Below are 14,337 nucleotides of genomic sequence, written 5' to 3'. Positions count from 1 at the left end.
GTACACGCCTTCACCCAAAGGCAACGAAAAAGTGGTTCGATGAGAAATTGTGTCCCTGATTATTCAACCGCTCAGCACGCTGGAGTTCTCCACGCTAGCCCCGACGCTGGTCGACATATACATCGATGCGATGGGGTATGAGAAAAAGATCCGAACTTCCCGGATAAAAGCATGGCGCTTTGCCGTGACCGAACGAAATTTTCAGGCAGTATGCGCCCACGACAACACCCACGTTTACGGGGTTGCGTATGGATACCACGGCAGCCGGACCCAATGGTGGGATCAAGAAATAAGGCGGGGCTTACGGGAACGTGGTGGCGCTACCAGCCAGGAACTCGCAATGTTGAATAATTATTTTTCCCTCGTGGAGATACACGTCTCCCCCGTCATGCAAGGCAAAGGGATCGGGCGGGCACTACTTGAAGCGTTATTTGCCAAAGCGAACGCTCCCTTTACGCTCCTTTCCACCCCGGAAGTCCCGGACGAGGCCAATAACGCATTTGGCCTGTACCGTTCCCTCGGTTTTTTCGACGTCCTTCGCGATTTCTATTTCCGGGGCGACGACCGCGCCTTCGCGATCCTCGCCAAGAGAATGTGACTTCCGGTCAACGCACCGCGTCGTGCCCCAGTTCCGGCCCCCACGCTGGCGCCATCCCCAGGTTATGCAACACTTCCTGCGTCGCCCGCGCGAAATTAAGAGTCATGAAATGCAGGTCCGGCGCACCTTCGGCAATGAGTCGTTCAGCCATGAGGGTTGATTCCTCAATCCCGACCTTTCGGATTTCTTCCTGGTTTTTCACCTCATCTCCAGCGGCAGCTTTTAAGAGGCGTTCTTCAAGTTTTCCTGGAAGCTTCGCGCCGGAAAGCTCCAATTGCCGACGCACGGAACGCAACGAGGTAATCGGCATAATGCCGGGAATGATAGGCTTGGCACCTTGTTCCGGGTCGCGCGCCAAGCGGTCCCGAAGCCGAAGGTAGTGTTCGACGTCGAAAAACATCTGGGTGATCGAAAACTCGGCACCAGCCCGCAGCTTCGCCAAGGTGAATTCCGTGTCCGCTTCCAATGTCGGTGCCCGGTGGTGCCCTTCCGGGAATGAGGCGATACCGATGTGGAAGTGGGAGGTTTCATCCAAGCGCTTGGTCAGTTTAATGAGCTGTTCGGCGTATTCGTAGCCGCCGGATACCGGCTGCCACTCCCCGAGTGGATCTGCGCCCGGTGGGTCTCCACGTAGCGCCAATAAATTAGATAACCCGGCGCTGGCGTAGTCGCACAGAATCTCAATGAGCTCCGCCTCCGTGTGCCCCACCAGGGTTAGGTGAACGAGGGTTGTGAGCGGATGCCGCGCCAATTCGTGGGCAATTCGCATGGTGCGATCCCGTGAGGAACCACCCGCCCCATATGTCACCGACACGAAGGCGGCCCCAAGGTCATGGAATACCTCCGCAGCTTTCCACAGTCGTTGTTCTGCTTCGTCGTTGCGGGGCGGCATAAATTCCACCGAGAACGGGATGCGTCCCGGCGCGGTTGCGGAGATAACGTCGACGATAGAGCGCTGATAACGGGCGGGAATTGCTGCGGCCATGGTTTTGTATATTATCGCCAAGAGTGGATTTATTGGCCGTTTAGTAACCCAAAATGCATATAACCTTGTTTTCCTGCCATTTCGCCGTACCACTATCAGTTGCATCAACGTGGTCCACAAGTTTTCTTTGCCGGTTCTTTGGGGGTGGTGGGTTACACTTGAGGGGTTATCGTAGGCTTCTTTCGAGGCTGTTTCTCCAGGTATGTAAGGTGTGGCTTCTGTCATGGCAATTAAGTCGGATCGTATGAACTGTGCTGACCGAATCGAGATCGGCGCGGTTCCAGCCGCACAAGAGATTCCCCACCGGGTGGCAGAGAGTTTAGAGCGGTTTTTCCGCAGCCAAGATCCGATTATTTCCACGATCGGAGAACCCGTGGCACGCGCGGTGGGAATGCTGGAACGGTACGTTTTGGATGGCGGTAAACGTATCCGGCCGCTGTATGCCTGGGCTGGGTTTTTAGCAGGCTTAGGTTCGTTGGAGACGGATCGCTTTTCGACGCCCACAGCAAGCCACTCCCCCGGTAGTTCTCTCCCCCTCGATCAGCTTCCCCACACCGAGAACATCGACGCTGTCATCAATGCGATTAGTTCATTGGAGCTGATCCAGGCGTGCGCGCTGATCCACGACGACATCATTGATTCTTCCGATACCCGGCGCGGTAATCCGACGGTGCACCGGGTGGCGGAGCGACGCCATGGTGACAGCGGTTGGTTGGGGGATCCAGTTCATTTCGGGCATTCCGTTGGCATTCTTGTCGGTGATTTGGCGATGGTGTGGGCTGATGATTTGTTCCACGGTTCCGGTTTGAGCCCTGCCGCTATTTCCCGGGCGTTGCCCGCGTGGCGTGGGATGCGCACTGAGGTGATTGGCGGGCAGTTGTTGGATATTACGGTTGAGGCTTCCGGCAGCGAGGACATTGCCATGGCGCATACTGTCAATCGGTTTAAAACTGCCGCCTATACCATTGAACGGCCTTTGCATATTGGTGCGTCGATTGCGGGGGCTGATGATGCGGTTATTGCTGCGCTTAGGGCCTATGGCACTGATATTGGGGTGGCGTTTCAGCTGCGCGATGATCAGTTGGGGGTTTTCGGCGACCCGTCGATAACGGGTAAACCCGCCGGTGATGATCTTCGGGAAGGTAAGCGTACTGTTTTGGTGTCCACGGCGTTGGCGTTGGCTAAGCAGCAGGGCGATCATGCGACGGCAAGCCTCATTCGTTCTGGTTTGGGGCGGGTGTCTTCGCCGGAGGCGATCGCCGAGCTGACGGAGGCGATTAGGGCAACTGGCGCGGCGGAGGACGTCGAAAAGCAAATTTCTGCGCTTACTAAGATGGGGTTATCCCATCTGGATTCGATTGGGTTGCCGGATTCTGCGCATAAGTTGTTGCGGGATCTGGCTGGGCGGGCGACGGCGCGGCGCACCTAGCTAGAATGTAGCGTTTGTGAGTTCTATCCAACGTAACTAACCGGGTAAAGGTGAATTATGACTGAACGGGTGGTGTCCGCGACAACCGAACACCGGGATAAGCGTGGGGCGGGCGCGCGGTTGCTGCAACCTTCTGGGGTGTGGTGGCTGGGGTTGTGCGCCACGTTCGTTATTTTCTTGGGGTCGTTTGGCGGCGGTTCCGTTCAGAAACGCAATAGCATTCTGGCCGCGTTGAATCTTGAGTTTTTAAGCTTCGGGCACGGTGCGGCGTTGTCAAACGTGACGTTGTGGCTCGGCACCATCGCTTATGTGGTCTCGTGGGTGCTGTTGGGCAAATTGGTGCTCACGCGCGTGGTCCCGGCGCGGTTTGTGCAGTGCACGCTGGCTTTTTGGCTGGTTCCGTTGGTTTTTGCCGCCCCGATTATGTCGCGCGATGTGTATTCCTACCTGATGCAGGGCACGTTGTTGCGCGACGGTTTTGATGCCTATACCCAGGGACCGGCGGCGAACCCGAATCAGATTCTCTTTGAGGTTTCCCACGACTGGCGTAATACCACTACCCCTTATGGCCCGTTGCATTTGTGGATTAGTGAGGGGATCACCTCGGTGACCGGCGATAATGTCACCGCTGGCGTGTACGCCTTCAAGGTGGTTTCGGTGCTGGGTTTTGCGGCGATCATGTGGTCGATTCCAAAGATCGCGGTTTCGCTTGGTGCGGATCCGGCCATTGCGCTGTGGTTGGGTGTGGCTAATCCGGTGATGGTGTTCCATTTGGTTGGCGGGATGCACAACGAGTCCATCATGGTGGGGCTTGTCAGCGTGGGGTTGTACATGATTGTGCGGGATCGTTCGTACCCGGCGGTTTATCGCGGGTTCTTCGCAGGCGTTGCGTTTATTGCGGCTGGCATGGCGTTGAAGGCAACCGCCGCGTTTTGTTTGCCGTTTGTGGTGTGGATCGTGGTTCTGGCCGCCCCAAGTGGGTTGAAACATAAGGTTGGGGCGTTTTTCATCGCTGCGATTGGTGGTGCGATCGAAACGATCGGCATCGTTGCTATCATCACGTATCTGTCGGGCGCTTCGTGGGGCTGGATTGCGGCGTTGACCGGCAATTCCAAGGTGATTAATCCGTTGTCCTTCCCGTCGCTCGTATCCGGGATTATCGGTGAGGCTGGCCGGATTTCCAACGATCTTTTCGATTACAATTCCGTGGTTTCCACCGCGCGCTCGGTTTCAATGATCGTGATGGCGGTGGGGTTCGTCGGTTGTTGGTGGTGGTTGCGGCATCGCCCGATTACCGGCGCGATGATCGCCTACCTGGTGGCGTTTACCTTCAACGCGGTGACCCTGCCGTGGTACTACGCGTCCGTTTTGCCGTTGGCGGGGGTCATTTCGTCGTCCCGGCTGGTCAAGCAGTTATTTGTCATTGGTTCCGTGGTGGTTGCCCTCGCGTTTACTGGTTCCGGAAACCACCAGTTATATAACCCGGTGTGGGTGGCGGCGTCGTTGGTGGCTGGGTGGGCGGCTGCGGCGTGGCTTTTCGCGCCCGCCCGGGCCGAGGATTAATCAGGCTTGGGCCGGTGTTGCCGGGTTAAACAGTGCTTTTCGACGCCGCACCGGCGGAGCATGCACCGCTGCACTGTAATACTGGCCCGGTGTCGGTATCGATCAGCTGCCCAGTCACCCGGAAGGTTTCGGCGAGAAGCTTCGTGGTTAATACCTCCCGAGGATCACCAGATGCCACCTTGTTTCCATCCGCTAGTACAGTCACCGCGTCGCAGTACCTGGCCGCTAGGCTGAGATCGTGGAGCGCGGCCACCACGCATATGTGCCGGTCATGCGCCAGTTCCTGCAACACATCCATGAGCGCGAACTGGTGATGCAGGTCGAGATGATTGGTGGGTTCGTCAAGAATCAGGCAGTCAGAGTCTTGAGCTAACGCCCGCGCGACTTGGGTTCGTTGCCGTTCACCACCGGAGAGCTGAGTCCAGCGTCGGTGTGCCAAATGCGCGATGTCGGTTTGCTCCATCACAGTGGCAACTACTTCGGCGTCGTTTGTCGTCGCTGAAGCCCACAAGCCTCGCCCGGCCATACGCCCCAGCATCACTATTTGTTCCACCGATAATTCGGTGTCGACATCCGTGTGTTGTGCCACGAACGCTAGGTTTTGCACCCGGTTCTTTCGTGGGATTTCGCGTAGTTCCCTGCCGTGCACCATCAGTGATCCTTGATAATCAGCCACCCCAGCCACGGCGCGCAGCAACGTTGATTTTCCGCACCCGTTTGCGCCGATCAACGCGGTGAATTTCCCCGGCTCAAAGGTGGTGGAGACATCGGTCAATACTTGGTTTTTGCCGCGGGAAACCGCGATCGCTTTAAGTTCAATGCTCATAGCCGGTTACCCCGCTTTAGTAAGACAAAGAAGATTGGCACCCCCACGAGGGCGGTGAATACGCCGACCGGAATTTCCTGCGGTGCGAAAACGCTGCGCGCTAGGGCGTCGGTAAGCACAAGCAAAATGGCACCGATAATCGCGGCAACTGGGGTCAGCCGGGAATGCACCGGCCCCACCAATAGCCGGGCGGCATGCGGCACGATCAAACCGACGAATCCGATGGCACCCACGGCCGACACGGTGCTGGCTGTCAGGAGCGCCACCGTGACCAATGCGATCCCCCGGACGGCGGTTACCGGTATCCCCATCGATTCTGCAGTGTCATCGCCGAAGCTTAAGCCGTCAAAGTACCTCGACATAGCCCATAAGATCCCACTGGCAACCCCGCAACAGATGGCAACGATGGTTAAGGAATCCCAGCGCGCAGAGCCTAGGGCTCCTAATAACCAGAACATCACGCCTCGGACGGACTCTGCATCGCCTTTGGCCATGAGTAATAAGGACGTGATTGCGGAAAACAGCTGCCCGACGAGAACACCGGTGAGAACCACTCTTGTCGAGGTGAAACCCGTTCCTCTGAGCAACCCCATGAGCACTGCAAACGACAGTATCGCCCCGATAGCGGCACCACCGGTCAGCCCGATAGATGAGCCCGACACGAACACAAGAACGGTCACCGCACCAGTCGAAGCTCCCGACGAAACACCCAGAAGGTAAGGCTCAGCCAGATCGTTGCGGGTCACCGCCTGCAACGAAACGCCTGCGACTGCCAACGCTGCGCCTACTGCTGCCGCCATGAGGATTCGTGGGATTCGAAGCTCAAACAAAATCGACTGCCGCAATTGGGAAGGCGGCGGCACGTCTGGTGTTTGCCACAACCCGGTCTTATGCGTTAATACCGCCCACACTTCGGCCATGGACATGGAAGATGCGCCAAGAAACAAACTGATAATCATGGTGGCAATCAACAGCACTACTCCGCAGATTGCCACCATAACCGAACGGCGCATTAACTTTGCGCGCCTTTCGTTGCAATTCCATTAGCCAACTCATCGGCGATGATGGTCAAGGAGTTAACGGAACGAACATTAGCGTCCAATTCCACTCCCGGCACCCGAATGAACCGGTCATGCTTAACCGCATCAAGTTGGCTCATAATCGGGTCTTCTTTCATCGCGGCGATTTTATCTTCGTAGCTATCCCCCGGCGCGCCGCGTTCTTTCAAATCGCCCACGACAATCACATCCGGGTTCTTATCGGCGATGGCTTCCCACCCAACTTCGGGCCACAGCTCCGACACATCTTCCATGACGTTTTTTGCCCCGGTAATGTCGGAGATGCTCTGCCCCACGCCGAGTGAACCTGCCACGTATGGAGCGCCTTTATAAAGGGAATAGAGGTATAGAACCGTTGTTCCGTCACCTTTATTTTTGGCAGCTTCTATGGCTTTGTTTTGCTCGGCAATGAGTTCCTTCGCCCGATCTTCAACACCGTAGATTTTGCCTAGGTCACTGATGTCTTTTTCGATGAGGTCGAATGCGGATTTGCCTTTGTTGTCGCCGTAGTCTCGGCATTCCACATTGGAATGATAGGTATTAACCCCGAGATCGCGCAGCTCTTCGCGGGTGCCTACTTTATCTGCAGTGAAAAACGATTGAAATGGTGAGTAGACGAAATCCGGGTCCGCGTTACGTAGCTCTTCTGCGGAAATGACTTTGGCAGCCAGAACTGGAATCGCATCGAACGCCGCCTGGTATTCCGGCAAGACGGAGGTTTTTAGATTCGACGTTCCGACCATACGATCTTCAACGCCGAGTGCTAGCAAGGTGTCTGTCGAGGCCTGTTCGAGGGTGACGGTTCGGGATGGGGTCGTTGCAAATTTAACCTCGAAACCGCAGTTATCAATGGTCACCTCCTGGCCGGAACCAGCGGCACTGGATGTGGAATTGGCAGTGGATGATCCAGATTCAGTTTGGCCACACGCACTTAACAATCCAGCGCACACGGCAATTGTGATGATTTTCTTGGTTCTCATGGCATCCCTTTCGGTTGATGTTTCTGCCCCTCGTCAATGTCGATAACACTCGCCCTACCAATGAATCGAAGGGCTAATTTTCAACAATATTGAAAATGATAGCCATAACTATTTAATATTTTCGCAGTTTGTGACACAAAACATGCCACAAGAAATTGTAATCCTAACTGAAAATGCCCGCTTGGTTTTCATTTTCACTTTGACCCGCCACCAGCTACTGTCAGAACTACATCTCCTTTTACGTACGGCAACATACGGCGAGCAGCTCATGTTGTGACGCCCGGTAGAAAAATGGAAAGCGGTAGGCTATGCGAGACATCTTTCGCGATCGGGTGTTTCTCCGATTGTGGTGCGGCACATTTGTCAGCGGCATAGCCACCTGGGCATTGCCGTTTCTACTCGGGCTCCTCCTCATCGAAGATAAACTTTCTCCGGGTGCCCTTGGTGTTAGCTTGGCGGCCCGCACCATTGGGTTTCTTGCGGTACTTCCGTTTTCCGGTGTCTTGGCGGATCTGTGGTCACCGGTAAAGGTTATTCGCTACGCCGGGCTTATAGCCGCAGTCGCCACGGTAGGTTTCGCCTACACCCTGGTGGTTGGGGCGCCGTCGTTCACGTTGCTGCTTACCGCCCTATTTATTGGGGTGGGGCAAGGCGCATGTCGCCCGGCGTATCAATCATTGATCGCCACCAACATCGCCCCAGAAGTGCGGAAGCAGGCTCATGCGGCAATTACATTGGCTCAGCGAATCGTGATTGTCGTCGCCCCGGCAGCAATCGCTGTTATGAGCCGTTCGGTGGATACAACGTTGCTCGTTGGCGGTCTGGCTGGTTTGTGGTTGATCGTGATGTGGAGCCCTAACACCATTCGGCAGGAAACCGGCGATGCAACGCTGCGCACCGCTGTGAGCACCACGGGTCCTGGCCTGATTGCAGGTTGGAAGGAAGCGCACCGCCATCGGTGGTTTATGGCCGGTTTGGCGTTGTTGGTTGTGGTTATCATGCTGGGTTATTCCGTCACCGGGGTGTTACTCCCGGTCGTCTCGGCGGAAGTGTTCGGCTCCGATTGGTTGTTTACCGTAGCCCTTATCGGATATGCCGGTGGGGCTATTTTTGGCGCGTTAATCATTGGGCATTGGACGCCACCAGCCCAAGGCTGGTGGGCGCTCGCCGGATTGGCCGGGTATGGCCTGGTCGCCGCCGCGCTTGCAGCTACGCTCACGGGAATACATTGGGCAGTTGTCGTGATTGCCTATGTTATTGCTGGCCTTGGCATCGAGTTTTTCAATGTGCCGTGGTTTACCTGCATCCAGCGGGAAGTACCACCGACTGCAGTGGCACGAGTCTCCTCCATCGACTTTATCGTCTCCTACGGGCTAGCCCCGGTCGGCTTAGCGTTGATCGCACCAGCGGCACAATACGCAGGAATGATTCCGGTTTTGCTATTTACCGCCATTGCCTGTGTGGCTACCGGCGCTGCAGTCATGTGCGTGCCGGGAACCCGCGATTTTCATGATCCCAAAACCTAACCTAATGGCGATTTCCTCTATCTGGAGGCGGCTGTGTTTTTAAAACGCCATCGCCTGAGCCCGCCGCATGACTTCCCGAGCTAAATGCCCATGCAATGCATCAATGGGGCGGCCCGGCAGGGAGGGGTCTTCGGTGAAGAGGAAGGTGAGGATTTCCGCGTCGTTGTAGCCGCCGTCGGCAAGCAATGCGATGACTCCCGGGACGAACTTATTGGTGGTGTTTTTGTGGGAGAGAAAATCCGCAGGGATGCGTTTGCTTCCGTTGTCGCTCACGCAAATGAGTTTGTGCTCCCCGATCATGTCGAAGACGCGGGTTACAGGAACCCCGAGCTGTTCGGCGTAGTCGGGAACGCTGAGTAGTTTGGTTCCGGCGGGCAGAATGGATGCAGATACAGGTTGTGAACTCACAGTGGATAATGTACCAACACTTCGGCCCAAAAGTCAGGTAACGAAGCTGTGCTGCTAGTGGTGCGTACTGTGACTGCCGCGACTTTCACTGTGATTGAATTGCGGCTTAGGTTTCAGCCATACTAGAACGATGCAATTGAAGTTGGGAGATTTTCTCGAACACCGCTACCGCATTGAGGCACCGATTGCCCGCGGCGGCATGTCAACGGTGTATCGCTGCGTGGATACTCGCCTTGGGCGAACCGTCGCGGCGAAGGTCATGGACGACCAGTACGTCGGCGATCCCATCTTCTCTGATCGGTTCCAGCGCGAAGCCCGTTCCATGGCGCAACTGTCTCACCCGAACCTGGTCGGGGTGTACGATTTCTGCTCCGAGGGGGACAATATTTTCCTCATCATGGAGCTGATTAATGGCGGAACGCTCCGGGAATTACTGGCAGAACAAGGGCCGTTGCCCGCTCATGCGGCGGCAGCGGTGTTACGTTCCATTTTGCAAGGGTTGGCGGCTGTACACGCGGCTGGTTTGATTCACCGCGATTTAAAGCCCGACAATGTGCTGATTAATTCCCACAACCAGGTCAAGCTGTCCGATTTTGGCTTGGTCCGCGCGGCAGCGGCCTCTAATGCTACTTCCAACCAGATCATCGGCACGGTTTCGTACCTGTCGCCGGAGCAGGTTAGCGGCGATGACATCACCATGGCGTCGGATGTGTATTCCGCGGGTATTTTATTATTCGAGCTGTTGACCGCAACCACCCCGTTTACCGGCGATTCCCAGATTTCGCGGGCGTTCGCGCGCTTAGACTCGGACGTGCCAGCGCCTAGTAGCCGGGTTCCTGGGGTGCCGAAGCTTATCGACGAACTAGTGGCCACCGCTACCGCCCGCAACCCGGAGGAACGGTTTGCCGATGCTGCGGAATTCCTTTCGGCATTAGAGGATGTCGCTCGGGAACTCGACTTCCCGCCGTATGTGGTTCCGGTCCCGAAGAATACGGCAACTCAGCGGGCCGCCGCCCACGTAGCGGCGTTGTCCGATGGGGATGCCACCACTGTGATCGGCAGCGCCGAAGACAACGCCGACGCCCCCACCACGGTGGTTAAAAACCCGAATATGACCATGCAGCTGCCGCCGAGCGGCACGGAGGAAACCTCCGTGTTCCCCACCGCCGTGCCGGAAGTGGCGCTACCACCCACACCTGCCCCACAGCCAGTTGCCCCACAGCAGAATCCGGATGTCGACGCCCCCGCCGTGGTGGAGTCCTTATCCCCCACCCCGGTGGTGACCAATCGCGGACGAGGCGGAATTGTCGCGTGGTGGATCGTCGTAGCTGTTATCACCACGGCCATTGCGATCGGTGCCTGGTGGTTCGGCTCCGGGAGATACGGTGAAGTTCCACAGGTATTGGGCATGGATCAGACCACGGCCAGCCAGACGCTCAGCGCCCACGGCTTTGGGACGGCGATAGCCACGGTGTACAACAATGATGTTCCGGTGGATTTAGTGGCCGGAAGCGAACCGGCCAGCGGCAGCCAAGCGGTAAAGGGTGACGATGTCACCCTTTTGGTGTCATTGGGCAAACCAACGGTTCCCGACTTCGCGGACAACCCGGACCCCAACGCCTATCGCATGGCGCTATCGTCGCGAACACTGCAATTCAGCGAGGGGAAATCGGTGTATTCCGATTCCGTCGAGCAAGGCAAAGTGGCGGAGGTATCACCCGGCGTGGGCAGCGAGGTGCTGGTTAATAGCGCCGTCACCGTGCATCTTTCCAAAGGCCCTGCCCCGGTCAATGTGCCGAACGTACGGGACCAATCCCGGGAGGAAGCCCTCGAACAGTTGCGTAACGCTGGTTTCGATGTGACGGTCGAAACTCGGTTTGACGATTCCGTAGCCGGTGAGCACGCTATTGGCACGCAGCCGGAGGCGGGTTCGCAGATTCCTAAAGGTAGCAAGATTACCCTCCAGGTCTCCACCGCAACCGAAATCCCCGATCTTTTTGGCTTAAACGAGCGCGAAGCCCGCAGTCTTTTGGCCGAGTCGGGAATACGGGTCGCTGAAGTTACCCGTTCGGACGATTCCAGCGCCGTCGGCGAGACCGCGTCCGATGTGTATGAGACGTCCCCACCGTCCGGCACCCTGATCGATAGTTCCCAAACCGCAGTGACGATTGTTTTGGTCGGCGAAGTCGAGGTGCCCAATGTGGTGGGCAAGCGGCTAAGCGAAGCGCGCCGCATCTTGCATGACGCAGGCTTGGAGGCGAAGGTGGCGACGTCGGCAAGCAATAGCAGCCGCGTTCTGTACCAATCGCCGACGATTTTTAGCACCCTAGCGCCCGGCGAAGAAGTGGAATTACGTGTCCTTAATTAGCCGCATCGCAGCCGATCGGTGGACGGCGGCGATCGGTGCGGTATGCGGGGTGCTGATCGTTGCTGTCATGCTTGTTGACGCCCCCACCGGCGCGTTTCGCTACCTGGTGGATCTTGATGTGTACCGGCTCGGCGCCACCGAATTCCTACGCTCTGGTGATATTTACAATCAGCGTTACCTGACGCAGGAAGCGCCGCTTCCGTTTACCTATCCCCCGTTCGCCGCGTTGGTGTTCAGCCCGTTGGCGTATCTTCCGTTGCCTGTCGGCAGCATTATTTTTACAGCGGTAACGCTTATATGTCTGGTGGTATCTTGCGCGGTGGCGCTCGCGTGGTGTGCTGTGCCGCACCCACTTGTGTGGGCGCTTCGGGCCGCCCCACTCGTGATGCTGTGCGAACCGGTTATCGCTACGTTGATGTTCGGTCAGATTAACACGGTGCTACTCTTGCTGGTGCTTGTCGACGCCAGCGGCGTACTCCGGAAAAAACTGCCGTGGTGGCCGCCCGGGGTGCTGTGCGGGATCGCCGCCGCCATCAAACTCACCCCGGCGATCTTTATCGTGTATTTTCTTCTCAACGCCGAGTGGAAAGCCGCACGAAACTTCGTGCTTTCCGCCCTCATCGCGTCCGCATTGCCCGCGCTTATGTATCCGCAATTGGTGTGGCAATACTTTAGCCACACCATTTTTTCCACCGACCGAATCGGCGCGAGCCATTTCGCCGCCAACCAAAGCATCGCCGGTGTTATCAGCCGGGCTGAAATACCTGCTGGGTGGTGGTTGCCACTGAGCATCGTGGCTATCGCCGGTGGCGGCTATTCTGCATACCGCGCCATCCGTTCCAACCAGCCATTGCTCGCACTTAGCGTGGTGGCTCTTATCGGACTATTAGCCTCCCCCATCAGCTGGTCCCACCACTGGGTGTGGTTGCCACTAACCAGTTACGCCCTGTGGCGGGCGGGAGCGCGAATCATGGCCGGTTGGGTATTGTTTGCCGCCACCATCGGCTGTTTCCACGCATTCTTGCCGTCCCGGAATCATGTGGAATTGGAATGGAGCGTAGTCCAACAAATACTAGGCTCCCACTACGTGATCGTAGCGGGAGCGGTACTAGTATGGTGCGCCTATCGGTTACGCACTAATTACGCAGCATCTCAGCGACAAGGAACGCCAATTCCAACGACTGCTGAGTATTTAGCCGCGGATCACACGCCGACTCGTAGCGGCCCGGCAGATCCACATCAGTGATATCCTCTGCGCCACCCAAGCACTCGGTGACGTCTTCACCGGTCAGCTCGATGTGAATACCACCTGGGTGGGTGCCCAACGCCCGGTGCACCTCGAAGAATCCCTGAACCTCGTCGATCACCTTGTCGAAGTGGCGAGTCTTATACCCATTCGACGAGGTAACGGTGTTGCCGTGCATCGGGTCGGACTGCCAAATAACCTTATGGCCAGAGGCCTCAACCGCCTGAACAATCGGCGGCAACACGGTACGCACCTTGTCGTGCCCCATGCGCGCCACCATCGTCAGCCGACCTGGAATGAAATCAGGATCAAGCTTATCGGCATACGCAACGGCTTCCTCCGGGGTGACCGTCGGGCCGATCTTAATGCCGATCGGATTGGCGATCATAGCGGCGAAATTCACATGGAAATCATCAATACCCCGAGTCCGCTCACCGATCCACAACTGATGGGCGGAAAGATCATAAAGTTTGGTGTTTCCATCCTCATCAGTAGACAGCCGCAACATGGCGCGCTCATAATCAACCAAAAGCGCCTCATGGGAAGCGTAAATATGAGCCGATCGCAGCGAATCGTCCGCCACCCCGCAGGCATTCATGAACTGCAAACCACGCTCAATTTCCTGAGCCAAGGCCTCATACCGAGCACCGGCTGGCGACTGTGCCACGAACTCCCGATTCCACTCCGTCAACCGGTGTAAATCCGCAGTGCCGGAAGTGGTCAGCGCCCGGACCAAGTTCATCGCAGCAGAGGAATTAGCATACGCACGAATCATCCGCGCCGGGTCGTGCTGGCGGGCAGCTTCTTCGGCTTCCACGCCGTTGACAATATCGCCCCGGTAATTAAGCAAACCGTGTTCATCCAGGTCGGAGGAACGAGGTTTGGCGTATTGTCCCGCAATGCGAGCCATTTTCACCACGGGTGTCGATGCACCGTAGGTAAGAACGACTGCCATCTGCAGCAAGGTCTTAATATTGGCCCGGATGTGGGGTTCGGTGTTGGACTCGAAGGTTTCCGCACAGTCGCCGCCCTGCAGCAAAAATGCCTTGCCATTCGCCACGTCCGCCAGATGGCTTTCCAATTCCCGGATTTCCGGCGCAACGACGATCGGCGGCACAGATTCTAAAATCTTACGAACGTTTGCCGCGATCTCTGGATCCCAATTCGGCTGTTGTTTAGCGTCACGGGAAATCACATCTTCGAACTGTTGCTGCAAACCGTCAGGCAACGGTGGCAAATCAGGAAGGGCTTCTTTAGGGATATCAACTGTCCAACTCACATCACTATGTTTAGCATGGACACCCCTAAAACCCCACATTCGATAACGCGCCATTTAGAAAAAATTGCGCA

12 protein-coding genes are annotated in these 14,337 nt (G+C 56.8%); 6 read left to right on the top strand and 6 right to left on the bottom strand.

Translation table 11 applies throughout. The annotated features are described in order from the left end of the window. The first annotated feature begins 49 nt into the window (after nt 1-49). A complete protein-coding gene (locus Q4D85_RS04035) occupies nt 50-598 on the top strand; it encodes an N-acetyltransferase (RefSeq protein WP_303198390.1) in 549 nt (182 codons plus the stop codon). Between the two features lie 7 nt (nt 599-605). Here the strand turns inward: Q4D85_RS04035 and Q4D85_RS04030 are convergent, their stop codons facing one another. Next, nucleotides 606-1,583: a methylenetetrahydrofolate reductase gene (locus Q4D85_RS04030; protein WP_303198387.1), complete on the bottom strand. Its 978-nt coding sequence runs from the start codon at nt 1,581-1,583 to the stop codon at nt 606-608. Nucleotides 1,584-1,806: 223 nt separating this feature from the next. Here Q4D85_RS04030 and Q4D85_RS04025 point away from each other — a divergent pair, with 223 nt between their 5' ends. After that, entirely contained in the window at nt 1,807-3,012 is a 1,206-nt protein-coding gene (locus Q4D85_RS04025; RefSeq protein ID WP_303198386.1) for a polyprenyl synthetase family protein, read from the top strand. Nucleotides 3,013-3,069: 57 nt separating this feature from the next. Next, nucleotides 3,070-4,575: an alpha-(1->6)-mannopyranosyltransferase A gene (locus tag Q4D85_RS04020; RefSeq protein ID WP_303198384.1), complete on the top strand. Its 1,506-nt coding sequence runs from the start codon at nt 3,070-3,072 to the stop codon at nt 4,573-4,575. Nucleotides 4,576-4,600: 25 nt separating this feature from the next. Here the strand turns inward: Q4D85_RS04020 and Q4D85_RS04015 are convergent, their stop codons facing one another. From Q4D85_RS04015 to Q4D85_RS04005, 3 genes are read right to left on the bottom strand one after another with little or no spacing between them, the layout of a single operon-like run. Further along, a complete protein-coding gene (locus Q4D85_RS04015; RefSeq protein WP_303198382.1) occupies nt 4,601-5,401 on the bottom strand; it encodes an ABC transporter ATP-binding protein in 801 nt (266 codons plus the stop codon). Continuing rightward, nucleotides 5,398-6,414, bottom strand: a complete 1,017-nt coding sequence (locus Q4D85_RS04010) for an iron ABC transporter permease (RefSeq protein WP_303198381.1) — start codon at nt 6,412-6,414, stop codon at nt 5,398-5,400. Before Q4D85_RS04010 ends, Q4D85_RS04015 begins: the two co-directional genes overlap by 4 nt. Then, on the bottom strand, nt 6,414-7,439 hold the full coding sequence (locus Q4D85_RS04005) for an ABC transporter substrate-binding protein (RefSeq protein WP_303198380.1): 1,026 nt from the start codon (nt 7,437-7,439) through the stop codon (nt 6,414-6,416). Before Q4D85_RS04005 ends, Q4D85_RS04010 begins: the two co-directional genes overlap by 1 nt. A 308-nt stretch (nt 7,440-7,747) precedes the next feature. Between Q4D85_RS04005 and Q4D85_RS04000 the strand changes: the two genes are divergently transcribed. Further along, on the top strand, nt 7,748-8,965 hold the full coding sequence (locus Q4D85_RS04000; protein WP_303198379.1) for an MFS transporter: 1,218 nt from the start codon (nt 7,748-7,750) through the stop codon (nt 8,963-8,965). Between the two features lie 39 nt (nt 8,966-9,004). Here Q4D85_RS04000 and Q4D85_RS03995 read toward each other — a convergent pair whose 3' ends face one another. Further along, complete coding sequence (locus Q4D85_RS03995; protein WP_303198377.1) at nt 9,005-9,373, bottom strand: Rv2175c family DNA-binding protein; 369 nt, start codon at nt 9,371-9,373, stop codon at nt 9,005-9,007. Between the two features lie 130 nt (nt 9,374-9,503). On the opposite strand from Q4D85_RS03995, the gene pknB reads away from it, so the two are divergent. Together pknB and Q4D85_RS03985 are read left to right on the top strand one after the other, a co-directional pair. Then, nucleotides 9,504-11,741, top strand: coding sequence for a Stk1 family PASTA domain-containing Ser/Thr kinase (gene pknB / locus Q4D85_RS03990; protein WP_303198376.1), 2,238 nt, complete (start codon nt 9,504-9,506; stop codon nt 11,739-11,741). Then, nucleotides 11,728-12,987, top strand: a complete 1,260-nt coding sequence (locus Q4D85_RS03985) for a glycosyltransferase 87 family protein (RefSeq protein WP_303198375.1) — start codon at nt 11,728-11,730, stop codon at nt 12,985-12,987. Before pknB ends, Q4D85_RS03985 begins: the two co-directional genes overlap by 14 nt. Here Q4D85_RS03985 and Q4D85_RS03980 read toward each other — a convergent pair. Next, nucleotides 12,878-14,266 (bottom strand): class II 3-deoxy-7-phosphoheptulonate synthase, encoded by a 1,389-nt coding sequence (locus tag Q4D85_RS03980; RefSeq protein WP_303198373.1) that lies wholly within the window; start codon nt 14,264-14,266, stop codon nt 12,878-12,880. The genes Q4D85_RS03985 and Q4D85_RS03980 overlap by 110 nt on opposite strands. Between the last annotated feature and the right edge of the window lie 71 nt (nt 14,267-14,337).

This window comes from Corynebacterium sp. (genome assembly GCF_030532965.1).
Lineage (GTDB): Bacteria > Actinomycetota > Actinomycetes > Mycobacteriales > Mycobacteriaceae > Corynebacterium.
This window is presented reverse-complemented; position numbering and strand designations above follow the sequence as displayed.